Annotated in this window: 15 protein-coding genes; 7 read left to right on the top strand and 8 right to left on the bottom strand. The window is 67.1% G+C overall.

Annotation, left to right across the window (positions count from 1 at the left end; translation table 11 throughout):
* The first annotated feature begins 3 nt into the window (after positions 1-3).
* Both lptF and lptG read left to right on the top strand, forming a co-directional pair.
* Entirely contained in the window at positions 4-1,113 is a 1,110-nt protein-coding gene (gene lptF, locus KK141_RS01565) for an LPS export ABC transporter permease LptF (RefSeq protein WP_214569717.1), read from the top strand.
* Positions 1,113-2,216: an LPS export ABC transporter permease LptG gene (gene lptG / locus KK141_RS01560; protein ID WP_214569716.1), complete on the top strand. Its 1,104-nt coding sequence runs from the start codon at positions 1,113-1,115 to the stop codon at positions 2,214-2,216. The genes lptF and lptG overlap by 1 nt, the downstream gene beginning before the upstream one ends.
* A gap of 452 nt (positions 2,217-2,668) precedes the next feature.
* Here the strand turns inward: lptG and KK141_RS01555 are convergent, their stop codons facing one another.
* From KK141_RS01555 to KK141_RS01545, 3 genes are all read right to left on the bottom strand, one after another.
* Positions 2,669-4,417: a glucan ABC transporter ATP-binding protein/ permease gene (locus tag KK141_RS01555; RefSeq protein ID WP_214569715.1), complete on the bottom strand. Its 1,749-nt coding sequence runs from the start codon at positions 4,415-4,417 to the stop codon at positions 2,669-2,671.
* Positions 4,418-4,522: 105 nt separating this feature from the next.
* Complete coding sequence (locus KK141_RS01550) at positions 4,523-4,810, bottom strand: DUF3011 domain-containing protein (RefSeq protein WP_250901478.1); 288 nt, start codon at positions 4,808-4,810, stop codon at positions 4,523-4,525.
* Positions 4,811-4,826: 16 nt separating this feature from the next.
* On the bottom strand, positions 4,827-5,621 hold the full coding sequence (locus tag KK141_RS01545; protein WP_214569713.1) for a MipA/OmpV family protein: 795 nt from the start codon (positions 5,619-5,621) through the stop codon (positions 4,827-4,829).
* A 195-nt stretch (positions 5,622-5,816) separates the two neighbouring features.
* Here KK141_RS01545 and KK141_RS01540 point away from each other — a divergent pair, with 195 nt between their 5' ends.
* The 3 genes from KK141_RS01540 (at position 5,817) to KK141_RS01530 (ending at position 11,290) form a co-directional block, all read left to right on the top strand.
* Positions 5,817-6,524, top strand: a complete 708-nt coding sequence (locus KK141_RS01540; protein WP_214569712.1) for a response regulator — start codon at positions 5,817-5,819, stop codon at positions 6,522-6,524.
* Positions 6,525-6,531: 7 nt separating this feature from the next.
* Complete coding sequence (locus KK141_RS01535; RefSeq protein WP_214569711.1) at positions 6,532-7,845, top strand: ATP-binding protein; 1,314 nt, start codon at positions 6,532-6,534, stop codon at positions 7,843-7,845.
* Positions 7,846-7,996: 151 nt separating this feature from the next.
* Positions 7,997-11,290 carry a TonB-dependent receptor gene (locus KK141_RS01530; protein ID WP_214569710.1) on the top strand — a complete coding sequence of 1,098 codons (3,294 nt, stop codon included), beginning with the start codon at positions 7,997-7,999 and terminating at the stop codon, positions 11,288-11,290.
* Positions 11,291-11,495: 205 nt separating this feature from the next.
* Here KK141_RS01530 and KK141_RS01525 read toward each other — a convergent pair whose 3' ends face one another.
* The 5 genes from KK141_RS01525 to KK141_RS01505 all read right to left on the bottom strand — a co-directional run bounded on the left by KK141_RS01525 (position 11,496) and on the right by KK141_RS01505 (position 20,179).
* Positions 11,496-12,557 carry a heparan-alpha-glucosaminide N-acetyltransferase domain-containing protein gene (locus tag KK141_RS01525; RefSeq protein WP_214569709.1) on the bottom strand — a complete coding sequence of 354 codons (1,062 nt, stop codon included), beginning with the start codon at positions 12,555-12,557 and terminating at the stop codon, positions 11,496-11,498.
* Complete coding sequence (locus KK141_RS01520; RefSeq protein ID WP_214569708.1) at positions 12,554-14,890, bottom strand: family 20 glycosylhydrolase; 2,337 nt, start codon at positions 14,888-14,890, stop codon at positions 12,554-12,556. The genes KK141_RS01525 and KK141_RS01520 overlap by 4 nt, the downstream gene beginning before the upstream one ends.
* Positions 14,891-14,897: 7 nt before the next feature.
* Positions 14,898-17,645, bottom strand: a complete 2,748-nt coding sequence (locus KK141_RS01515; RefSeq protein WP_214569707.1) for a TonB-dependent receptor — start codon at positions 17,643-17,645, stop codon at positions 14,898-14,900.
* Positions 17,646-17,732: 87 nt separating this feature from the next.
* Positions 17,733-18,779: an ROK family protein gene (locus KK141_RS01510; protein ID WP_214569706.1), complete on the bottom strand. Its 1,047-nt coding sequence runs from the start codon at positions 18,777-18,779 to the stop codon at positions 17,733-17,735.
* Complete coding sequence (locus tag KK141_RS01505) at positions 18,776-20,179, bottom strand: APC family permease (protein WP_214569705.1); 1,404 nt, start codon at positions 20,177-20,179, stop codon at positions 18,776-18,778. Before KK141_RS01505 ends, KK141_RS01510 begins: the two co-directional genes overlap by 4 nt.
* 226 nt (positions 20,180-20,405) lie before the next feature.
* On the opposite strand from KK141_RS01505, the gene KK141_RS01500 reads away from it, so the two are divergent.
* Both KK141_RS01500 and KK141_RS01495 read left to right on the top strand, forming a co-directional pair.
* Positions 20,406-21,605, top strand: a complete 1,200-nt coding sequence (locus KK141_RS01500; protein ID WP_214569704.1) for an ROK family transcriptional regulator — start codon at positions 20,406-20,408, stop codon at positions 21,603-21,605.
* Positions 21,606-21,662: 57 nt separating this feature from the next.
* Positions 21,663-22,586, top strand: coding sequence for a MerR family transcriptional regulator (locus KK141_RS01495; RefSeq protein ID WP_214569703.1), 924 nt, complete (start codon positions 21,663-21,665; stop codon positions 22,584-22,586).
* The last annotated feature ends 349 nt before the right edge of the window (positions 22,587-22,935 follow it).

The following is a 22,935-nucleotide window of genomic DNA, read 5'->3' as shown; positions in this document are numbered from 1 at the left end:
CTCATGCTGAGCATCCTCGACCGATACTTCCTGCGGGAACTGGCCCAGACGGTCGCCGCCGTGGCTATCGTGCTGCTGGTCATCATGGCCGGCTCGGCATTCGCGCGCGTGCTGCAGCAGGTAGCGAACGGCAGCTTTCCGGCCAGCGTGATGTTCCAGGTGCTGGGCCTGAACATGCTCGACGGCCTGTCCAATCTGTTGCCGCTGGCTGGCTTCCTCGGCGTGTTCTGGGCGCTGGGCCGCATGTACCGCGAGAGTGAGATGCACGTGTTGGCATCTTCCGGCATGGGGCCGATGGGCCTGCTGCGTCCGGTGGGCATCCTGGCGCTGGGGCTGGCGCTGCTGTCGGGCATCGTGTCGATGTGGCTGGGGCCGTGGGCCGCGCGCACCTCGGACGCGCTGGTGGCCAATGCCAACCGCTCGGTGATCGCCGCCGGCCTCGACGCCGGCCGCTTCACCCAGCTGCCGGGCAAGGGCGGCATCATCTTCGTCGACAGCCTGAGCCGCGACGGCAGCGTGCTGGGCAACACCTTGATGGTCACCGAGCGCCCCGGCAAGGACAACGGCCCGGCGGTGCTGAAAGTGGTCACCGGCCGCAGCGGCCAGCTCTATCAGGACACCAGCGGCGATGGCCGCTATCTGTCGCTGCACGACGGCTGGCAATACGAGATCCCGCTCGGCGCCGACAACTGGCGCAAGATGAACTACGCGCGCAACGACGCCGCGCTTTCCAACGTGCAGAACGACGACAGCGACGAAGATCCCGCGCATACGCTGGACACCATCGCGCTGTCGCGCGTGACCAGCGCGGACGCCCGCGCCGAGTTCGCCTGGCGCATCACCGTGCCGCTGATGGCAGTGGTGCTGATGATGATGTCGCTGCCGATGTCCAAGCAGAGCCCGCGCGAGCCGCGCTACGGCCGCATGATGCTGGCGGTGGCCGCGTTCTTCCTCTACTTCAACCTGCTGGCCCTGTGCCGCGGCCAGATCATCAAGGGCCATTGGCACAACGCCGGGCCGCTGTGGCTGGTGAGCCTGCTGATCCTGGGCGGCGCCGCGTGGATGTTCCGCAGCCAGTACGTGGCGCGCGCCCCGCGCAAGGCCAAAGCGTGATGGCCGTGTCGCTCCGGCTCAAGCGCGTGGACTGGCTGATCGGCACCACGGTGCTCGGCTCGCTGCTCACCGTGTGGCTGCTGCTCACCGGCCTGGACGCGGTGCTGCAGTTCCTGCGCCAGCTCGCCTCGGTGGGCAAGAACGGCTACACGCTGACCAATGCGGTGGTGTACATCCTGGTCACCTTCCCGCGCCGCATGTACGAGATGTTCGGCCACTCGGCGCTGATCGGCGGCCTGCTCGGCCTCGGCGGCCTGGCCGCCAGCGGCGAGCTGACCGCGCTGCGCGCCGCGGGCATGTCCAAGCTGCGCATCGGCGTCTCCGCGGTAGGCGTGGTGGCGGCGATGATCCTGGGCGTGGTGATCCTGGGCGAGACGGCCGCGCCGTGGGGCGACCGCCAGGCGCAGGCGATGCAGCTGCGCATGAAGTCCAGCAATATCGGCATGGCCGGCAACATGGGCCTGTGGGCGCGCGACGGCGACCGCGTGATCAATGCCAAGGCCGCCATGGCCAAGCAGCACGAGGAGCGCAGCACGGTGCAGCTGGCGGACGTGCGCGTGTTCACGCTGAGCAAGGACGGCCAGCTCACCCGCTTCGATTGGGCCAAGACCGCCGAGCACGATGGCCGCCACTGGATCATGAGCGACGTGCGCAGCACTACGCTGGATGATGCGGGCACGCATAGCAAGGTGAGTCCGAAGGAGCAGTGGGATTCGAGTTTGAATCCGCAGGTGCTGGAGCAGTCGGTGATTCAGCCGCAGTATCTGCCTATGCGCGATTTGCGGCGGAATATTCGCTATCTGGAGGCGAATAACCAGAATCCTGGTGTGTATGCGGTGGCGTTTTGGACGCGGGCGTTGTATCCGCTGAATGTGTTGGTGCTGGTGTTGTGTGCGATGCCGTTTGCGTTTGGGACGCTGCGCTCGGGTGGCTTGGGTAAGCGGATGTTTATTGGCATTCTGCTGGCTATCGGCTGGTACTTCCTGCAGAAGGCGATGGTGAATTTCGGCACTGTGTATGGCGTGCCGCCGATGTTGGCTAATTTGTTGCCGGCGGTGATTTTGGCTGTCGCGGCGTGGTTGTACTTCCGTAAGCACGGGTAGTGCTCGTCATTGCGACTTGCTCGTCATCCCGGCGTAGGCCGGGATCCAGTAACGACCACGTTCGATTGTCGCGATAGCGCGATTTGGCCGCTTATGCAGCGGGCATTCCGTGCACCTGCCGGCGCCCGGGTCACTTTTTCTTTGCTGGCCCAATCCCCTCAAGGGGGACCTAGAGAAAAAGTAACCCAAAAGAAATGGCCTAAGAGCAACTGCTCGCGACGCGACTAGAAGGAGCGGTGGGCGGCTGCGGTAACCTGATTAACCTGGGTCTATACGAAACGACTGTGCGTTTACGTAGCGGGTTCTTCAACGTGCCGTGGCGAAGAGGACGTTCAAGAACTGCGGCCAGCTTCTGCTCTTCGCCCCTGCATACCTCACCACTTCACCCCTCTCCCCTCCGGGGAGAGGGCAGGGTGAGGGGCCGGGGCTCGCGGTGGAGCCGCATCGAAGGCTTACTTCACCTCTTCCGCATCCGGCGCAAACTTTCCTTCCTCGGCCAGCCGGGCGAACAGGCCGCCGCGCCGAATTAGTTCTTCGAAACGGCCCTGTTCGATCAGTCTTCCCTGATCCAGTACCAGAATCAGATCGGCGTTGCGTACTGTGGAAAGGCGGTGTGCGATGACGAAGGTTGTGCGGCCGCGTGTCAGGGCATCCAGCGCTTTCTGGATGCGTGCTTCGGTGGTGTTGTCCAGGGCGCTGGTTGCTTCGTCCAGCACCAGGATCGGGGCGTTCTTGAGCATCGCGCGGGCAATGGCCAGGCGCTGGCGTTCGCCGCCGGACAGGGAGCGGCCGCGTTCGGCCACCATTGTTTCGTAGCCTTCGGGTTTGCGCGCGATAAACGCCGCTGCTTCCGCGGCGACTACGGCGGCCTCGATTTCGGCGTGGTCGGCGTCGGGTTTGCCTACGCGCAGGTTGTCGAGGATGGAGCGGTAGAACATGCCGGGGTCCTGGAATACCACGCCTACGTTCCAGCGCAAGGATTCCAGGGTGATGTCGCGGATGTCGTGGCCGTCGATGGTGATGCGGCCGCCGCTGGGGTCGTAGGCGCGGTACAGCAGGCTCAGGGCGGTGGTCTTGCCGGCGCCGGTGGGGCCGACCAGGGCGATGGTGCAGCCGGGTTCGGCGCGGAAACTCAGGTCGTGCAGTGCGGGCTGTACGGGGTCGTAGCCGAAGCTCACGTGTTCGAACGCCACTTCGCCGCGCACCGCGGGCAGGTCTTTCGCGCCGATGGCGTCGACCACGCCGGGGCGTTCGTCCAGCACGGCGAAGTAATCGCGCAGCGACTGGCTCTGGAAGAACAGGCCGGAAATGAAATTAGCCAACTGTTCCAGGCGGCCGATCAGCATCATCGAGAAACCCACGAAGCTGACGATGCCGCCCACCGTCACCTCGCCGCGCGCATGCAGCGCGCTGCCCAGCGCGAAGATCGCCACGATGGTGAGCGTGCTCGCCGCGCGGTTGAGCACGGAGAGGATGGCCCAGCCGCGCAGCACCGGATACTGCGCATCCAGCACGCGGCGCATCATGTCTTTCAATGCAGCCGATTCGGCGGCCAGGCGGGTGAAGCTCTGCACCACCGTCACGTTGCCGAATACGTCGCCGGCGCGCGTGGCGATCTCGTGGTGCAGTTCCTCCACTTCACCTTGCGCGCGGTGCGTGCGGCGCACCGCCACCGCGTTGAACGTGGCGAAGCTCAGCATCAGAGCCACCATCAGCAGGGCCAGCTTCCAGTTCATCCACAGCGCCAGCGGGATCATCACCACGATTGCCAGCAAGGTGGCCAGCTGCTCGCGGAAGAAGCCCAGCCACAGGCCGAACAGATTGCCCACGCCGTTGTTCATGATGCGCGCGAGGCGGCCGGTGTGGTGCTCGCTGTGGAAACCCAGCGACAGCGCCGCGGCATGCTCGAAGAACAGCGCGATCGCGGCGAGGCGGCGGCGATGCGCGAGGCGGTCCGCATGCAGCGACACCCACACGCCGGCCAGCACACCGCCGAAGCCCACCGCGGCCCACCACGCGATCAGGCGCGGCGCGCTCCTGGCGGAAGGCGCGGCCAGCGCATCGACCACCCGGCCGAACAGCACCGGCTCCAGGAAGAACACGCCGGCCAGCGCGAGGTTGGCCAGCGCCAGCGAAATGGCGAGCTTGCGCTCCGGCGCCAGCAGGCCGAGCACGCGCAGGTAGAGGCGCAGGAAGGACAAGGCGACGGCTTCCCGTAAGGCGCGGTATCGCGTGGCGCGTAGCATCGCATGGCGCGCCACGCGCCCGGAATCCGGCCACACCGGCTAGGACGGACGTCCAGCCCGCTAGCGCGTGGTCACTTCGAATTCCGCCCGGCAACCCTTGTCGACCCAGATGCCGTCGCGGTTCCAGCCCCAGCTTTCGCGGTAGTCGCAGTCGGCTTCCGAGAGGCGCTGCCACAGGCGCACGCGCAGCACGCGCCCGTCCGCCGCGCAGCGCCGCATGCCATAGGCCTCGCTGCTGCAGGTGAGGATTTCACGGTGGCTTTCGCGTATGGGCGGCTGCTCGGCACAGCCGGCGAGCAGGGCGAAGGCAGCCAGCAGGCCGGCGCGCCAGGCGTTTGCGGATGTCATCGGCGCTCTCCCCGGCTCAGAAGCGGTAGGCCAGCGACACCGCCGCCAGGTAGTTGGTGCGTTCCTGCACGATCGGGCTGCGGCCGGCATCGCGCAGGTAGCGGGTAGCGCCGAGCGAGGCACGGGTGAACCAGTGCGCGTTGAACTGGTGCGTCCAGGTGGCGCTGGCCGACGCCGCATACAGGCCGTTGCCCGGCCTGAAGGCCGCGAAGCGGCTGCTGGCGGCTTGTGCGGTGCTGACGCCGAAATAGGTCTGGTTGTAGTCGCGGTTGCCCGCATCCAGCGTGCCGCTCAGATCGATGCTGTCGCGGTCGCCGCGCCAGGCGACCACGTGGCCGATCAGGTGCGCGCTCATGCCGTATTCGGTATGGCCCAGCGGCTTGCTGACCAGCACGGCGAGATCGGCACGGTCGCCGAAGCGGTAGCCGACGCCGACATTGGCCAGCGCGGTGGCCTTGATGTCGCCCATGCCGTGCAGGTAGTCGGAGCCGGGGCGCGCCACGTCGTCCTTGTCCTTGCGGCCGGGGTCCAGACCCAAGGCCGCGGTGGCGTAGAAGCTCTCGGTGAATTTCAGCCGATAGCCGACGCCCTGCGCGGTGTCGGCGAAGATGCCGTTCTTGAACAGCACCGAGGCCTCGACCAGCGGCGTGGGGCGATAGTCCTTGCTGCCCGCATAGCGCGGCGCATACGCGGCGCCGCCGCCGACATAGGCCGACTCGGAGGCGAAGCGCGAGGTCGGCTCGGTCTGGGCGTGCGCGGCGCCGCTCAGCGCGGCGAGCAGGGTGGCGAAAGCGATGGAACGGTTCTTCATGGGGCACTCCAGGTGGGGGAGTGGCGATCCTAAGAAGCACCGGCGGTCCAAGGCTGTGGAAGATTTGCGCGAGATTGTGTGTTTGTGTAACCGCGCCGCGCCATCGCACAAATACGCACAAATTCGCCCACGCCATTGCGTTGTCCGGGGCCGGTGGCAGTGCTACGTTGCGCCGTCTTTTTGCCCGGCCCCGCCATGCACAAGCTTTTGCTCATCGAGGACGACAGGCGCCTGGCGCTGCTGATCCAGGAGTTTCTCTGCGGCTACGAGTTCGACGTGCATGTCACCGGGCGCGGCGATACCGCCGTGGCCAGCTTTCGCCAGATCGATCCCGACGTGGTCGTGCTGGACCTGATGCTGCCGGGCATGGACGGCGTGGAGGTGTGCCGCCTGCTGCGCCAGATCACCGACCGGCCGATCCTGATGCTCACCGCGCGCGCCGACACCATCGACCAGGTGGCGGGCCTTGAGATCGGCGCCGACGACTACGTGCTCAAGCCGGTGGAGCCGCGCCTGCTGCTGGCGCGGCTGCGCGCGATCATGCGCCGCGGCGCCGAGCGCCCCACGCCGAAGGAAGAAGCGCGGCTTGCCAGGCTCGTCTTCGGCCATCTGTCGATCGATGAGCTGGCGCGCGACGTGCGCTGGAAGGAGCAGCCGGTGGAGCTGAAGACCAGCGAGTACAACCTGCTGCTGGCCTTCGCCCATGCGCCCGGCCAGGTGCTGAGCCGCGATGACCTGATGAAGCAACTGCGCGGCATCGAGTTCGACGGCCTGGACCGCAGCATCGACGCCGGCGTGTCGCGCCTGCGCCGCCGCTTCGACGACATGGCGCAGGAGCCGCAGAAGTTCAAGACGGTATGGGGCCGCGGCTACCTGTTCAATCCGTATGCGTGGGAAGACTGAGGCCGGCATGCTGCGCAGTTTCTACAAGCTGTATTTGCTGGTGGTGCTGGCCGTGCTGGTAAGCGCGCTGGCGGTGGTGCCGGGCATGCAGCGGCTGTTCGTGTTCGGCGAAAGCGGCTCCGACGCGGACAACATCCGCACCACGCTGTACCTGGCGCGCGAGCAGGTGCTGGCCTTGCCGGAAAGTGAGCGCGAGAGCGGCCTCCTGGCGCGCCGCGCGCCGCTGCCGCTGATCGATTTCAGGCTGGTGCCGCGGGACGCGTGGGCGCCGGATGCCAAGGAGGCGCAGCAGCTCGACCATGGCCTGGTGGTCACGCGTGCCTCGGGTGAAGTAGCGGCCACGCTGCCGCCGAGCCGGTTGTTGCTGGTGGGCAAGCCGGCGCCGTCGGATCTGGTGGTGACGCTGTTCCAGGTGCTCGCCTGGCTGGTGATCGCCGTCGTGCTGTTCGGCGGCTTGTTCCTGTGGCTGCGGCCGCACTGGCTGGACCTGGAGCGGTTGCGCGCCGCCGCGGACCGCTTCGGCGAAGGCCAGCTGCAGGTGCGCGCCGGTTTGTCCGAGCGTTCCAGCATCGCGCCGCTGGCGCGGCGTTTCGACAGCATGGCGGCGCGGATCCAGATCCTGGTGTCGACCCAGAACGACATGATCCATGCGATCTCGCACGAGTTGCGTACGCCGATCGCGCGCTTCGGTTTCGGGCTGGCCCTGCTGCGCGGCGCGCGCACCGATGAAGAGCGGCAGCGCCATGCCGATGCGCTGGCGCGCGACGTGGCGGAGCTGGATCAGCTGGTGGCCGAATTGCTCTCCTACGGCGCTCTGGAGCAGCCGGGCCGCGCGCCCGAACGCCTTCCGGTGCATCTGGGCGAGCTGATCGACAGCGTGGTCGGCGGACTGGCGCTGGAGATGGAACTGCTGGAGGTGCACTGCGAGGTGCGCCTGGACCTGCCTTCGCCGCAGATCGTCTGCGACCCGCGGCTTACAGCGCGCGCCCTGATCAACCTGGTGAAGAATGCGATGCGCTACGGTCACGGGCGCATTGTCATCGCGGCCGGGCTGGCCGGCGGCGCGCTGCTGATCCGCGTGGACGACAACGGCATCGGCATCGCCCCCGACGACCGCAAGGCCATCTTCGAGCCCTTCCACCGCCTGGACCGCAGCCGTGACCGCGACACCGGCGGTGTCGGCCTGGGGTTGGCGATCGCGCTGCGGGCGATCCGCGCGCAGGGTGGCGAACTAAGAGCCGATGACTCGCCGCTGGGCGGGGCGCGCTTCGAAATGAGCCTGCCGCAGCACACGGCAGCGGCACAGGCCGGCATGCCCTGAGCCGGCGCGGCGGAGGCGCTGTGCTTCCGGCTCTGTGACGCACACATCACCGCGCCGTCACAAACCCCCTCTAACCTTCGGCGCTTTCGCCACCCGTTTTGGGCGGCTTTCTGGGGGCGGCCTGTCCGCCGAACAAAGGGAAAGGAACGACATGAACGTCAGTCCGCGCGCGCGGCTGTTGCCGCTCGTCATTGCCTCGCTGCTGGCCGCTCCGGCCTTCGCGCAGAACACCTCCTCCTCGCTCAGCGGCCGCGCGCTCGACGCGGCGGGCCAGCCCGTGGCCGGCGCGCGCGTGCAGATCGTGCACGTGCCCTCCGGCACCACCCAGGTGGTGAGCACCGATGCCGATGGCCGCTACAAGGCGCAGGGCCTGCGCGTGGGCGGTCCGTTCGATATCACCGTGAGCAAGGACGGGCAGGCTTCCGCCGAGAAGGACGGCGTATACCTGCAGCTGGCGCAGGAGACCACGCTGGACCTGAGCCTGGGCGCCGCCGCGGCCAATGCCACCAACCTGCAGGGCGTGCAGGTCAGCGCCGACAGCTCGGCGGTGGCGATGGCGCAGATCTTCCAGCCGGACGCCAAGGGCATCAGCACCAATGTCTCGCAGCGCGAGCTGAAGGTGCTGCCGATTCCCAACCGCTCGATCCAGGACATCGCGCGGATGGACCCGATGATCACGGTAACCAACAAGAGCAAGGGCGAGATCTCCGCGCTCGGCCAGAACAGCCGCTACAACAACATCAGCATCGACGCGGTGCCGACCAACGATTCGTTCGGCCTGGAAGACAACGGCCTGCCGGCGCTCAACCAGCCGGTGGCGCTGGATGCGATCGAGGAATACAACATCTCCACCGCCAACTACGACGTGGCCAACAAGCGCGCGGTGGGCGCATCGATCAATATCGTCACCAAGAGCGGCACCAACGATTTCCACGGCTCGACCTACTACGCCTACCGCAATGCGGACGGCTGGGTGGGCAAGGACCGCGCCGGCAACCCGTTCACCGGCTACAAGCGCCAGTGGACCGGCGGCGCCACCTTCGGCGGCCCGATCATCAAGGACAAGCTGTTCTTCTTCGCCAACGTCGAGGAGTCCAAGACCATTGCCGCGGCGCCGAACTTCGGCCCGCAGGGCTCGGGCAAGGGCAATATCGTGCCGATCGCCCAGGCCGACATCGACCGCATCAGCCAGATCGCCAGCCAGCTCGGCATGAAGCCCGGCGTGGTCAATGCCGCCGGCGCCGACCAGGACGAGAAGCGCGCGCTGTTCAAGCTGGACTGGAACATCGCCGACGGCCACCGCGTGAGCTTCCGCTTCGACCGCGTGAAGAGCACTCAGCCCAACCTCAACGGCTACAGCACCTCATCCACCACGCCGAGCCTGAGCCTTTCCAGCTACTGGTTCACCAAGCACCGCGAGAGCAAGCAGTACGTGCTCAATGCGTACGATGCGTGGACCGACAGCTTCTCCACCGAGGCGGCGGTGTCCTACACCACCTATGACGCCACGCCGGTGCCGTTCGCGCAGCAGCCGCAGGTGCGCGTGTTCACCAATGGCAACATCAGCGGCAGCACCATCACCGGCCCGAGCGTGTACCTGGGCGAGGAAGAGTTCCGCCACTACAACATCCTCAACATCAAGAGCCTCAATACCTTCTTTGCCGGCACCTGGGCGCTGGGCGACCACAGCGTGAAGGTGGGCTTCGACTTCCAGCGCGACAAGTTCTACAACCTGTTCGGCCGCACCGAGTTCGGCGCGTATACCTTCCCCAGCATCGACGCCTTCGCGGCCGGCAACTGGTTCCAGTACTCCGTGTTCCGGCCCACCGACGGCAACCTGCAGAGCATCGCCGCGCGCTGGACGCTCAACCAGTGGGGCTTCTTCGCGCAGGACACCTGGCAGATCGGCAACCTGTCGCTGCAGTACGGCTTCCGTTACGACCTGCCCAAGGTGGGCAGCACGCCGCTGGCCAACCCGGTGTTCAATGCCGCCTATCCGGGCACGCCGAACCATGCCAGCTTCGACGGCAACGGCCTGTTCGAGCCGCGCATCTCCTTCAACTACAGCTTCGACGGCGAACGCGCGATGCAGCTGCGCGGCGGCGTGGGCCTGTCCGAAGGCGCGCCTCCGGGCGTGTGGCTGTCCAACCCGTACACCAATAACGGCGTGTCGCTTACCAGCTACTCGGCCTCCAATGGCGTGGGTTTCTCGGCCGATCCGAACAACCCGCTGATCCCGGCCGGCGCGCGCAAGGGCGGCTCGCCGGAAGTGGACGTGACCGATGCGCGCTTCCGCATGCCCTCGGTGTGGAAGGCCAGCCTGGGCTTCGATCGCCAGCTGCCGTGGTGGAACACGGTGTTCACCGCCGAGGTGGAGCATCTGTCCACGCGCGACGCCGTGTACTTCCAGGACCTCAACCTGGGCCAGGCCAACGGCGCGCTGCCCGACGGCCGCCTGAGCTACTGGAACACCACCGACCCGAACGCCTTCCTGGTCAACGGCAAGAGCCCCACCGGCCAGTCGCTGTGCGCCACGGCCGACCGCAGTTGCGCGGTGGCGCGCGCCAACCGCGACCAGCGCTTCGGCAACGTCATCTATCTGAGCAATACCCGCAACGGCTCGGCCGATTACCTGACGCTGAAGCTCACCCGCCCGTTCACCGCCGACTCCGACTGGTCCGGCTCGCTGGGCGTGGTGTTCGGCCGCTCCACCGACGTCAGCTCCGGCAACGAGAAAGTGGCCGCCAGCACCTGGGCGAACGACGCGGTGTATCAGCCGAACGCGGACAAGGCCAGCCACAGCAACTTCGAGATCGCGCGCCGCGTGATCGCCTCGCTGACCTGGCAGCACCGCTTCTTCGGCGACTACACCACCAGCATCAGCGCGTTCTACGACGGCCATACAGGCCAGCCGTACAGCTGGGTGTTCGGCAACGACGTCAGCGGCATCAAGCCGGCCGGCCTGTCGGCGCCGCCCGGGCTGATGTACATCCCGCGTGCAGGCGAAGTGCAGTTCCAGAAGGGCACGCCGCAGCAGGCGATCGACCAGTTCTACGCGTTTATCCAGCGCGACGATTATCTGCGCGACCACCAGGGCAAGGTGGCCGGCCGCAACGGTGCGCATTCGCCGTGGGTGAACGAGCTGGACCTGGCCTTCCGCCAGGAAATCCCCGGCCTGTTCAAGGGCAACAAGGGCGAGCTGCGCCTGGATCTGTTCAACGTGTTGAACATGGTGAACAAGCGCTGGGGCCAGGTGCGCGACGTGGGCTATCCGTATATGCGCAGCCTTGCCAACTTCGCGGGTGTCGATCCGGCGACCGGCAAGTACGTGTATGCGCTGCCCACCGACAAGAACGGCAACTTCAACAGCGGCGGCTATGTGCTGGAAGACGACCGCGCGCAGTCGCGCTGGTCGGTGCAGGCGACGCTGCGGTACACGTTCTGAGCCAATCTGCAGGCTCGCCCCACGTAGGTTGGGGTGAGCCGAAGGCGACAGCGAAGGCAGGATGCCGTAGCGAACATCCGTGTAGCGGATGGCCCGGAGGGCGGGCTGCTGACGCAGCCCGTAACCCCAACAGAGGCGACGCGATATCGAGCGCACGTTGGGGTTCGCTTGCGCTCACCCCAACCTACCAGGCGCTGATGCGGCATCAGAGTTTGATATAGATCCTGCGCCGATCCAGCGCATACACGACCAGCCACCACAGGCACACGAAAGCCAGTGCGCAGGCTAGCGAGGTGATGCGCGGATCGATCTGCCATGCGGCCGCCCACCCGTTCAGCACGGCCGCCTGGGTCTCCGGTTTCAGCACCAGCGGCATCAGCGTCTGCATGGTTTCCGCACCCGCGTAGGCGGCAACGGCATTGACGCCGAAGCGGCGGCCGAGCGGCGGCCAGCCGCGCCGGTCGACCAGGGTGTGGAACAGCCAGAGCGCGATCATCGCCAGGCCGGCCGTCCATAGCGCGAACGAAGACGTCCACAGATGCTTGTTGAACGGCAGCGCGTACGACCACAGCCAGGCCAAGGCGGCCAGGGCGATGCCGGCCGTCATGAGCTGCCGCGTTCGGCCCGCGCGCAGCACGTGGCCTGCCCACAGGCCAGCCAGGCACGTGGCGAGCGAGGGCAGGGTGCTGAGCAGGCCTTCCGGGTCGTGGCCGCGGCCGGTGGCGACATCGAACTGGTAAGCGCCATGGCCGAACACGAAGGTGTCGATGCGGTCGGTGAGGTTGCCGAACGGTTCCAGCGTGCCGCCGGCCAGCAGCAAGGCCCAATAGCCGAGCGCCAGCGCCGCGATGGCGGCCCACCACGTGCGCGGCCCCCTATACAGCGCGAATGCGCTCGCCGCCGCGAAGCACAGGCCGATGCGTTGCAGTACGCCGGGGACGCGCAGATGGCTGTCGGAGACCCATACATCGAGCAGATGGATGGCCAGGCCCAGGGCGACGATGCGTGCGGCGCGCAACAGCGCCGTACGCAGCAGTTGTTCGCGCGGCACGCCCTGCGCCAGCTTCGGCTCGAACGCCAGCGCGGTCGACACGCCGACGATAAACAGGAAGAACGGAAAGATCAGGTCGGTGGGCGTGCAGCCATGCCATGCCGCATGCGCCAGCGGTGCATAGACGTGGCTTTCGTCGCCCGGATCGTTGACCAGCAGCATGGCAGCGACCATGCAGCCGCGCAGGGCGTCGATCGAGGCGAGGCGTGCGGTCATGGGCGCGTGCCGTTGGCGACGGGCGCCTTGCCGAGTTGCACGCTGCCCACGCCGTAGTAGGGGTTGGCGGGCGCGCCGGTGACGATCAGGCAGAAGGCATGCGCGCCGCTGGCGGACAACGGTGCGCTCAGCGCGAACTGCGCGGGCGAGGTGGCCGGATCGGGCAGCGGCAGCACGGCGAGTGGTTTGCCATCGCAGCGGTCGAGCCGCAGTTCCAGTTCGCCATACGGCGTCGCGGCCTTGCGCGGCACGATCAGGTGGGCATCGTGGGCGAGGGCGATATTGCGCGGCAGGCGTGCCAGTTCGATCGTCAGTGCCTGCATGCCGTCTGCATGGAGTGCGGGCGTCAGGCGGCAGGTGTCGAAGTTGTTGATGACGTAGACGGGCTGCAGCGACGTCGCATCCGGCGATGGCTGCGCGCGCATCTCGTCGATGTCCTTGGCGGGGCAGGCCTTCAGTTCGCCGCCGTCGGCGCGGCGGAGCGTGGCCTCGTCGAGCATGCGCACGCGGGTGGCCGCCAAGGGCACGGTATCGGCGGAGAAAGTGGTGGCCTTGATGGTGGCCGGCAGCGCGATGCTGAAATCCTTCTGGTACAGCGTCGAGATCGTCGAAGGCTCGCTGCCGTCGAGGGTGTAGCGGATATCGCCGCTGCCGACCTGGTTGGCCAGGTGCACCTTGGCCTTGCCGTCGCGCAGGGCCTGCGCGCGATCGACGTCGATATCGACGGCATAGGCGCTGTCGCCGTAGGCGACGCCCTCCAGGCGGTAGCGCGCCAGCTGCACCGGCAGGCGCTGCAGGAAGCTCGCCCAATCGTGGCGTGCCGCGGGCGTCCAGGCGTTCTCGGCGAGTGCGTCCAGGCGCGGGAAGATCGCGTGCTGGAGGTGCGCCGCGCGGGGCATGTGCTCGCTCCACACATTGGCTTGCGCGCCGAGCACGCGGGCGGCCTGCCTGGCCGGAAGCCCAGGCGGCAGGATGTCGAAGCTGTAGACGCTCTTGAGCGTCTGCACGGGCAGGCGGCCGGCGGTTTCGTCGAGGCGGCTGCTCTGCACGTAATCGAAGTAGAGGTAGGGATCCGGCGCCACCACCACGTCATGTCCGGCGCGCGTCGCCTTGTCGATGCCCTTGGTGCCGCGCCAGGACATCACCGCCGCATCCCCGGGCACGCCGCCTTCGAGGATTTCGTCCCAGCCGATCAGGCGGCGGCCATGCTGGTCGAGATAGCGCCCGAGCCGGCCCATCAGCCAGCTCTGCAACTGCTCGGGATTCTTCAGTCCCAGCGCACGCATGCGCTCCTTCACCGCGGGCGAAGCTTCCCACTGGTCCTTGATCGCTTCGTCACCGCCGAGATGGATATAGCGCGAGGGAAACAGCTCCATCACTTCGTCGAGCACGTTTTCCAGGAAATGCAGGGTCGGCTCGTCGACGTTGTAGAGATACGGGTTGATGCCCCAGTCCCCGGAAACGGCGGGACGCTGCCCGGTCACGCCGTACTCGGGATACGAAGCCACTGCCGCCTGCGCGTGCCCGGGCATGTCCAACTCGGGTACCACGGTGATATGGCGTTCCGCCGCATAGGCGACGATGTGGCGGATATCGTCCTGCGAATAGAAGCCGCCATAGCGCGTCGGTTCGCCGTTCGTGCCGGCGCCCGGCGGCGTGCGCCAGGCGCCGGTGCGCGTGAGTTCCGGATAGCGCTTGATCTCGATACGCCAGCCCTGGTCGTCGCTCAGATGCCAATGCAGCGTGTTGAGCTTGTGCAATGCCATTTGGTCGAGGATGCGTTCCAGCTCCGGCATGCTCTGCATATGCCGCGCGGAGTCGATCATCAGTCCGCGCCAGCCGAAGCGCGGCCAGTCGGCGATGTGCGCGGCGGGCACCACGGCCATCTGCCGCTCGCCGGTGGGTAGAAGCAACTGCGCCAGGCTCATGGCGCCATAGAACAGCCCCGCTTCATCCCGCGCGGTGAGGCTGGCGCCGTTTTCCGTTATGTCGAGCACATAGCCTTCGCGTTGCGCCACGGCTGCCTGCGGATCCAGGCGGATCACGATGCCGGCGGTTTCCGTGGCCGCCCGTCCCCGCGCCGCCGGTCCATCGGCGACGTGCAGGGACGGGCCACCGTTTCGCGTCAGCATTTGCGCCAGGATCCGGGCGACACGGAGAGAGGAAGCGTCGTCTGGGTCGACGCGCAGCATCGCCACGGGGCCAATGGCCAGCTGGCCGTCGCGTGCTTCCACCGTTGAGGGTCGGGGAATCAGCGGCGGTTCGCTGCCTTGTGCAAATGCCAGGCACGAACTGGAAAACAGGGCGGTAAAGCAGAGCGTGCGCAGGGTCATGTCCGCATCAGAACTTGAAGTGGGCATTGAGCATATAGCGGCGCCCGGTGGTGTAAGTGTTGAGCGGTTCGCGCTTGGTGTCCTGGTACTGGAAGTATTTCTCGTCCAGCAGGTTCATCGCATCCAGGGTCACCGAGAAGTTGGGGTTGAAGGTCCAGCCGAAGCTGGCGTCCAGTTCGGTATAGGCATCGACGGTGGCCGGCGCGGCGCCGGCGATAAAGCCGCCGGCCAGGTATTTGCTGCGCCAGCCGTAGATCAGGCGCGCCGACAGCGGGCCCTTCTCGTAGTAGGGGCTGAGGTTCACCGCGTTGTCCGAACTGTACGGCAGCGATTCGCCCGCGCTGTTGCGCGCATGGGTGTAGGTGTAGTTCGCCGACAGGCCGAAGCCGGAGCTGCCGAACGGCTGTTGGTAGTTCAGGGTGAAGCCGCGGATCTTGCCGGCGCCGGCGTTGTAGGGGCGGATCACCGTGTAGTCGCAGAAGCCGGACACGTCGCAGTTGCCGAGCTGTCCGTTGACGTACTTCTGCACGAAGTTGTCGTGGTCGCTGTCGTTGAAGCTGTTGTACTGGCGCTCGATCTTGGCCACCTGGTCGATGTAGTTGAGCACGTGCTTGTAGAACACCGAGGCCGCCAGCACCGACTGCGTATCGAAGTACCACTCCGCCGAGGCATTGAAGTTGTAGGACTTGTACGGCTGCAGTCCGCTGTTGCCGCCGGTGCCGTTGAGGATGTCGTCGTTGAGGAAGGTGTTGGGCACCAGCTGGTTGTACGGCGCCCACGAGATGACCTTGGCGGCGGAGAAGCGCAGCACCACGTCGTGCTGGGTGTCGTAGGCCAGGTTGAAGGCCGGCAGCCAGTCGTTATAGGTGGCTTTTGACGTGCGGTGCCAGTCGCCGGGCACCGGATACACCGGCGCGCCGATGGCCTGGATGTAGGTGCCGTCGATCTTGGTATGTACGTAGCGCACGCCGAAGTTGCCGCGCAGCGAGTCGAAGGCGAAATTGCCCTGGGCGTACAGCGCCTCGGCTTCCTGGCGCACCTGCCAGGTGCCGTTGATGTAGTTGGCGGCGCTGACGTCGGAGTAGTCGACCGGGCTGTGGTCGATCCAGGCCAGCTCGGCGCCGTTGCTGGTCTGCACGTGGCGGCGCTGGTCGGCGGAGAAGCCGGAGAAGTTGCTGCTGTTGAGGAAGTCGGTGTAGCTGATGCTGCCCACGTCGGCCAGCGTGCCGTTGGTGATGCCCTGGGCGTAGGAGCGGTAGTCCGAGCCTTCGTTGTGGCGCGTGTAGCGCGCGCCGATCAGCAGCTGGTTCACCGCGCCGTCGAAGTCCTTGCTGAAATCGAGCTGCCCGTAGACGTCGCGCGAGGACAGCGGATTGCGCAGCAGGCTGTCGCTGCCGTTCGGCGAGATCCAGTTGGCCGGATCGCGCGCGGCCGACGGGTCGTCGAAATGGATGCCGCGCTTGATGTCCCAGGCGTAGGCGCCGCCGTAGAGGAAGCCCAGGTAGTACTCCTGCAAGGTATTGCTGGCCTTGCTGGCGCCGGCCTGGCCGCTGAGGTTCCAGCCGTCGCCGCGGTAGCTGCCTTGCAGGTCCAGCCCCTTGGTGGTGACGATGGATTTGCGTGCGAAGGAATCCAGGTAGATGGTCGGTGCGCAGTTCACCGGATCGTTGCCGCACACGTGGCCGCCGCGGATCACGCCCTGCTGGGCTGGCGCCTGCAAGCCGTCGAGGTTCTGCTCGGGACCCTGGAAATACAGCGATTGCTCGAAGTTGCTGAAGTTCTCGCGCACGTACAGCGCGCTGGCGCGCAGCTCGATGCGGTCGGTGGGCTTGTACTGCACGGTGGCGGTGACGGTGTCGCGCTTGCGGTGCTGCTGGAACCAGGCCGCGTTGAGCGAATCGGGCATCAGGTCGCTGCCCTGCACCTTGCCGCTGGCGAGCAGGCCGGCCACGTAGGGGCTGACCTGCGCGGCGTCATTCATCGACTCGTAGTTGAAGATCTCGGTGCCCTGGCGGTCGGTCTGCTCCTCGTAATGCGAGGCCGAGATCATCGCGCCGAAGGTGGAGCTGGGGTTCTTCCAGCTGTACAGCACCGAGGCGTTCGGGCGTCCCTTGTCGGCCTGGTCGCCGTAGTTGTAGCCAACCGTGCCGGTGACGGTGTTGGCTTTCAGGTCCAGCGGTTCGCGCGTGTGCATCACCACCGTGCCGCCGATGCTGCCTTCGGGCAGGCGTGCTTCCGGCGACTTGTAGATTTCCAGGCGGCCGAGCACTTCCGGCGCCAGCAAGGTGTAGTCGAAGCCGCGGTTGGGCTGCTCGCCGACCAGCCACGGCGTCTGCGCCACCGGATGGCCGTCGAGGAAGGTGAGGTTGAGGCTGGGGTCGGTGCCGTCGATGCTGACGCGCTCGCCCTGGCCGAAGCGGCGGTCGATGGTGACGCCGGGAATCTGCGCCATCGCTTCGGCGACATTGGTGCTGGGGAACTTGCCGATGTCTTCGGCGGTGATGGCATCGACGATGGCATCGGCATCGCGCTTGGTGTCCAGCGACTTGGCCATGCTGGCGCGGATGCCGGTGACGGTGACGCCGGCCAGGTCCTTGACGTTCTTCGGGTCGGTGGCGCTCTTGCCGGCAGCGTTCTGGCTGGTTTGCGCGGCGGGTGCCGGCGTGGGCGTGGCGTCCTGCGCGCTGGCGCGCGGTGCGGTGCAGAACAGGCTGGCGGCGATGGCCGCCGTCAAAACAGACATCCGGTACGGCATGACAGGTTCTCCCCAACGTTCGTGCGTGTTCGGTTCCGGACGATCGCTGCGCGTGCGGCTCCCCCCGCGGCGCGCCGCCGTGCCGGCCTAAGGTGGCGTGATCGGGTGCGGCATGTTTCGGGACGGCGCGGCGGACGGTTCCGCTGAGCCGTTGGTGATGTCTTCGAACAGCGATGCAGGCAGTGGCGGCAGTGCCGCTGCGCGGCGTGCGAGTTCCAGCGCGCCCCACAGCGGCGCGTCGTCGGCGAAGCGTGCGCGGGCCAGTGCCGGCGGAAACGGCACCAGGCGGTCCATCAGGCCGGACAGCGTGGCTTCGAACAGCGCGAACTGGCGGTTGATGCCGCCGCCGATGGCGAGGCGTTCCACGTCCAGCGCGATCGCCAGGTTCACCAGCTGCGCCGCGAGTGCGTGGATGCGGCGCTGCAGTTCGTGGCGGATCTTCGGGTCGTCGCTGGCGAACAGGTCTTCGGCGCGGCTGTGCTCACCCAGGGCCTGGCGTGCGAGTGCATCGAGCGAGGCGCCGGAGAAGGCGCTTTCCATCGGCGCCACGCCGTCGCGCCAGCCGCGCCAGAGTTCCGGCGCAAGCACGCTGGTGGCCGGGGTGAGCTGGTAGCCGATCTCCAGCGCGGCGCCGTTGCGTCCGCGATAGACCTCGCCGTGGATCACCGCGGCGGCGGCGAGGCCGGTGCCGACGTTGAGATAGAGACTCGGATCGCTGCCGCGCAGCGCGCCCCAGGCGTGTTCGGCGAGTGCGCCGGCTTTGACGTCGTTGTCGAGCGTGATGCTGGTGCACGCGAACGCGGATGCGAGTTCGTCGAACAGGTTCATGCCTTCCAGGCCCGGCGTGTTCGGCGCCAGCAGCAGGTGCTGGCCGCGCATCACGCCCGGGAACACGGAGGCGATGCCGAGCAGCGGCGTGGCCCCGTCGATCGCCAGTTCGCGCTGCACGCCCTGGATCAGCCGCTGCAGTGCCGCAGCGCCGCGCAGATTCGGCGCATGCGTTTCCAGGCGGCAGCGGCGCAGCGTGCCGGAGGCGATGTCGTAGCTGGCCGCCTGTGTCTTGGTGCCGCCGACGTCGATCGCCAGCAGCGTGCGCGCGCCGTTCGCCGGGGCGGTGGAAGACGGCTGGTTCATGCATGCTCCGTGCGCAGGCCGTGCGCGCGCGACCACAGCCGGTGCGCGACCGAACCCAGCAGCAGCCAGGCGAGCGACCACTGGATCGGATACGCACCCGACGCATTGGCATTGGAAGAAACGTAGATGTAGCTCCAGCCCGCCAGCGCGATCAGCGCGGGCACCGGATACAGCCACATCCGATAAGGACGCTGCAGCGCGGGACGCTGCCGGCGCAGCGCGAACAGCGCGGCGATCTGCGCGATCGACTGCACCAGGATCATCACCGTGGTGAGCAGCTGGATCAGCGTGGTCAGCGAGGTGGCGCGCCCGACGGCAAAACCCAGCGAGGTGAGCACGCCCATCGCCAGCAGGCCCCAGGTAGGAAAGCCCAGGCGCGGATGCAGCCCGGCGAAGGCGCGGAAGAACACGCCGTCGCGCGCCGCTTCGTAAGGCACGCGCGAACCGCCCAGCACGCCGGCGAACACCGAGGCCGCGCAGGTGATCAGGATCAGCACGGTGACGACGCGCGCCGCGGTATCGCCCCAGGTTTCGGCCAGCACCACCGAAGCGATGGAGTTGTAGGCGGCCGAGCTGGTGTCCAGCATGCGGTGCCAGTCGACCACGCCGAGCATGCCGACCTGCATGGTGAAGTACACGGCGAACATGCCGAGGATCGAATAGACGATCGACGCGGGCAGGGTGCGGCCTGGGTCTTTCAGCTCCGCGGCGATATAAGCAGTGGTGTTGTAGCCGAGGTAATCGTAGGTGCCGATGGTGAGGCTGCCGGCCAGGCCCAGCCAGAACGCGGCGCCGCCGAAGTCGAACGCGCCGGGCGGCAGGGTGAAGGCGCGCGCGGCGCTGAAATGCGTGAGCGAAGCGACGATCAGGCAGCCGATGCTGGCCAGCATGATCGCCCACAGCACGATGCCGAGACGGCCGATCGAACCGGTGCTGCGCCACAGCGCCGCGACGGTGAGCCAGATCAGCGCCAGGCCCAGCAGATGCCCCTGCATCGGCGTCATGCCCGGCCACAGCCAGCCGGCGTACTGCACGAAGCCGATCACGCCGGTGGCCATGGTCATCGGGATGAACAGCATCGCCGTCCACACGAACAGGAAGGGCAGCAGGGTGCCGGTGCGCTTGCCGAAGGCCTCGCGCAGATAGACGTAGGTACCGCCCGAGCCGGGCAGGGCCGCGCCCAGTTCCGCCCAGACCAGGCCGTCGCACAGGGCGAGCAGGGCGCCGAGCAGCCAGCCCAGGCAAGCCTGCGGGCCGCCCATCACCGCCACCATCGCCGGAATGGTGATGAACGGGCCGGCGCCGCACATCTGGCTCATGTTGAGCGCGATGGCAGAGGGCAGGCCCAGCAGGGGCTTCAGCCGCGGTGCGTCGGGGTTGGGGGACGTCGGGTCTTGCATGTGCTCGGAGGCTCCGGGTACAGCAAACGACAGTGCGGAACGCCCGGTGGGCCGGGCGGGTCGGGGCCAAGCAGAACACAGGATTTCTATTAATTCAAGTTGAAGAAATTAATCGGGCCGGGTGTAGTCTCAGTCCGGAATCGCGCCAGATCGGGCTTTCCCGGTCCGAACCGCCCGTAAAATGTCCCGGCACCCGCGCCCCCGCACGGAAGAACTCCAGCCAGCGATGCAAAATTCGTCACGGTCCAACCGCCCCGTCACGGGCACCAACCTCGAGCACGCCCGCCTGCACAACCGCCGGGTGGTGCTGGCGGCGATCCGGCAGGCGGGGCGGCTGACCCGGGCGGACCTCACCCGGCTGACTTCGCTCACCGCGCAGACCATTTCCAACATCGTGGCCGAGCTGGTTGCCGAGTCGATGCTGACCACCCACGCGCCGGAAAAGACCGCGCGCGGGCAGCCGCCGATCCCGCTGTCGATCAATCCGGACGGCGGCTTCTCGGTCGGCTTCCATGTGGAGCAGCACCAGGTACTGGCCGTGCTGCTGGACCTGAAAGGCAATACGCGCGGCCGCCGCGTGCATGCGGTCAGCTATCCCAGCTTCGCCGAAGCGCTGCCGCTGCTGGCCGGCACGGTGGAGACCTTCCGCGCCAACCTGCCGCCGGACCGCCTGCTCGGCATCGGCATCGCCTTGCCCGGCCCGTTCGGCGTGGAAGGCATGAGCGCGGTCGGCCCCACCAGCATGCCGGGCTGGGACGATGCGGCCAGCCTCGCGCGCCTGCGCGAACTGACCCGCTTGCCGGTGCTGCTGGAGAACGACGCCACCGCAGCGGCGATGGGCGAGCGGCTGTACGGCATCGCCGGCGCGCTGCGCGATTTCGCCTACCTGTTCTTCGGGCACGGCCTGGGTTCGGGCTTCTATCTCGATAACCGCCTGTACTCCGGCCACTGGCGCAATGCGGGCGAAATCGGCCACGTGATCGTCAGGCCCGACGGCAAGCCGTGTTATTGCGGCAAGCAGGGTTGCCTGGAGCGCTATGTCTCCGGCGCGTCGCTGCTGGAGCATCTGGGCATCGGCGCGGACCAGAGCCTCAACGATGTGGACCTCGCCGACCCGCGCCACGCTGCCGGCATCGAGCGCTGGCTCGCCGAAGCGGTGCCCGCATTGCGCCACGCGGTGAACGTGCTCGAATCCCTGCTCGATCCGGAAACGGTGCTGGTCGGTGGCACCTTGTCCGACGACATCCTGCGCCGGCTGATCGAGGCGGCGTTCCCGCTGTATCCGTCGGTGAGTGCGCGTGCGGATCGCGGCCACGAACGCCTGCGGCTGGGCACGGCCGGCCCCGATTGCGTGGCGCTGGGCGCCGCGGCGCTGGTGGTGCTGGCGGAACTCAGTCCCGATTACCAGGCCTTGCTGAAAGCCTGAAACTCCACAGCGCCGCGTGCTTGACTCTCCACCAAGTGGAGCCCGCAGGATGCCCGCATGAGCGAGAAGACGTACACGATCGGCGAGCTTGCAAGGCTCAGCGGCTGCGCCGTGCGCAAGATCCGTTTCTACGCGGACAAAGGCCTGCTGCCTCCGCTGGGGCGCACGCTCGGCGGCTATCGCGTATTCACCGATGCGGATGTCGCGCGGCTGGATCTGATCCGCGCCTTGCGTGAAGCGGGCATTGGCCTGGAGGCGATCGGCAGGATCCTGTCGCGGCGGCTGTCGCTGACCGACGTGCTGCGTGTACGGCTGGAAACGCTCGAAGCGGAGATCGCGGCGCAACAGCGCATCGCTTCGGTGCTGCGCGCCACCTTGCGATCTCCGGAACCCGGCGAGGCCGACCTACGGAGACTTTGGACCATGACGCAACTTTCCCAGACGCAATTCCGCCAGCTGATCGAGGGCTTTTTCGACAGCGTGACCGAGGGCGCGCCGATCGACGCCGCATGGCGGCAGCAGATGATCGCGGCAAACTTGCCCGAGCTTCCGGATGAACTGACGCCGCGGCAGATCGATGCGTGGAACGAACTCGCGGCGATGCTCACGGACCGCGCTTTTATCGAGGAAACGCGGCAGAACATGGCGAAGGCGTGGGACGACGGTTTCGATCAAAGTACGTACATCGAAGCGTCGAACGCCACCTTGGCGAAAGTGCGCGACGCCATCGACCGCGGCGAATCGCCAACCTCGCCAAGCGGCGCGGCGATTGCCAATGCATGGCTGGAGCAATCGGCGCGCGCGATGCAGCGCGAACCCGATCAGGCTTTCATGGCCTGGCAGATGGAGCAGTACCGGCAGCATTACGGACGATCCGCGCGCTATCAGGAACTGCTCGCCGTGCTGCGTGGCGAAGAGCTCCAGGCCGGCAACGAATGGACCTGGCTGCATGAGGCGATGAAGCCGCTCATCGCCGCTTAGCCGGGTAGGTTGGGGGTGAGCCGCAGGCGAACCCCAACGATGCGATGCGCCCGATGTTGGGGTTCGCCTCCGGCTCACCCCAACCTACGCCAGCACGCTGTTTCAGCGAGGCCTGAGTGCCGCCCGGACAGCGGCTGGCTCCACCATCTATTCGCAAGAAATTGCCGATGGCGCGCGACGGCGATAAACCCGTTTTGAGCAGAAAGCGGCACGCCGCCGATGCCGTTTCCTTCCATGCTCGGCCCGCGTTCGGAAAAGACTTGCGCCCATCCGCGGCCATTTTACCCCCGTGCCGTTAGTCCGATTGACCGAGCCGCCATTTCGGTTCAATAATGAGAATGATCGTTCA

The organism is Dyella sp. LX-66, assembly GCF_018599165.1.
In the GTDB taxonomy this organism is placed as follows: domain Bacteria; phylum Pseudomonadota; class Gammaproteobacteria; order Xanthomonadales; family Rhodanobacteraceae; genus Dyella_D; species Dyella_D marensis.
The sequence above is the reverse complement of the archived record's forward strand: the minus strand, read 5'-3'. Positions and strand labels throughout refer to the sequence as shown.

Bases quoted from the DNA above. Each gene is read 5' to 3' on its own strand.
- KK141_RS01505 (WP_214569705.1), bottom strand. From the start codon at position 20,179: ATGCAAGACCCGACGTCCCCCAACCCCGACGCACCGCGGCTGAAGCCC.
- KK141_RS01550 (WP_250901478.1), bottom strand. From the start codon at position 4,810: ATGACATCCGCAAACGCCTGGCGCGCCGGCCTGCTGGCTGCCTTCGCC.
- KK141_RS01525 (WP_214569709.1), bottom strand. From the start codon at position 12,557: ATGACCGCACGCCTCGCCTCGATCGACGCCCTGCGCGGCTGCATGGTC.
- KK141_RS01495 (WP_214569703.1), top strand. From the start codon at position 21,663: ATGAGCGAGAAGACGTACACGATCGGCGAGCTTGCAAGGCTCAGCGGC.
- KK141_RS01500 (WP_214569704.1), top strand. From the start codon at position 20,406: ATGCAAAATTCGTCACGGTCCAACCGCCCCGTCACGGGCACCAACCTC.
- KK141_RS01515 (WP_214569707.1), bottom strand. From the start codon at position 17,645: ATGCCGTACCGGATGTCTGTTTTGACGGCGGCCATCGCCGCCAGCCTG.
- KK141_RS01510 (WP_214569706.1), bottom strand. From the start codon at position 18,779: ATGAACCAGCCGTCTTCCACCGCCCCGGCGAACGGCGCGCGCACGCTG.
- KK141_RS01520 (WP_214569708.1), bottom strand. From the start codon at position 14,890: ATGACCCTGCGCACGCTCTGCTTTACCGCCCTGTTTTCCAGTTCGTGC.
- KK141_RS01535 (WP_214569711.1), top strand. From the start codon at position 6,532: ATGCTGCGCAGTTTCTACAAGCTGTATTTGCTGGTGGTGCTGGCCGTG.
- lptF (WP_214569717.1), top strand. From the start codon at position 4: ATGCTGAGCATCCTCGACCGATACTTCCTGCGGGAACTGGCCCAGACG.
- lptG (WP_214569716.1), top strand. From the start codon at position 1,113: ATGGCCGTGTCGCTCCGGCTCAAGCGCGTGGACTGGCTGATCGGCACC.
- KK141_RS01540 (WP_214569712.1), top strand. From the start codon at position 5,817: ATGCACAAGCTTTTGCTCATCGAGGACGACAGGCGCCTGGCGCTGCTG.
- KK141_RS01545 (WP_214569713.1), bottom strand. From the start codon at position 5,621: ATGAAGAACCGTTCCATCGCTTTCGCCACCCTGCTCGCCGCGCTGAGC.
- KK141_RS01530 (WP_214569710.1), top strand. From the start codon at position 7,997: ATGAACGTCAGTCCGCGCGCGCGGCTGTTGCCGCTCGTCATTGCCTCG.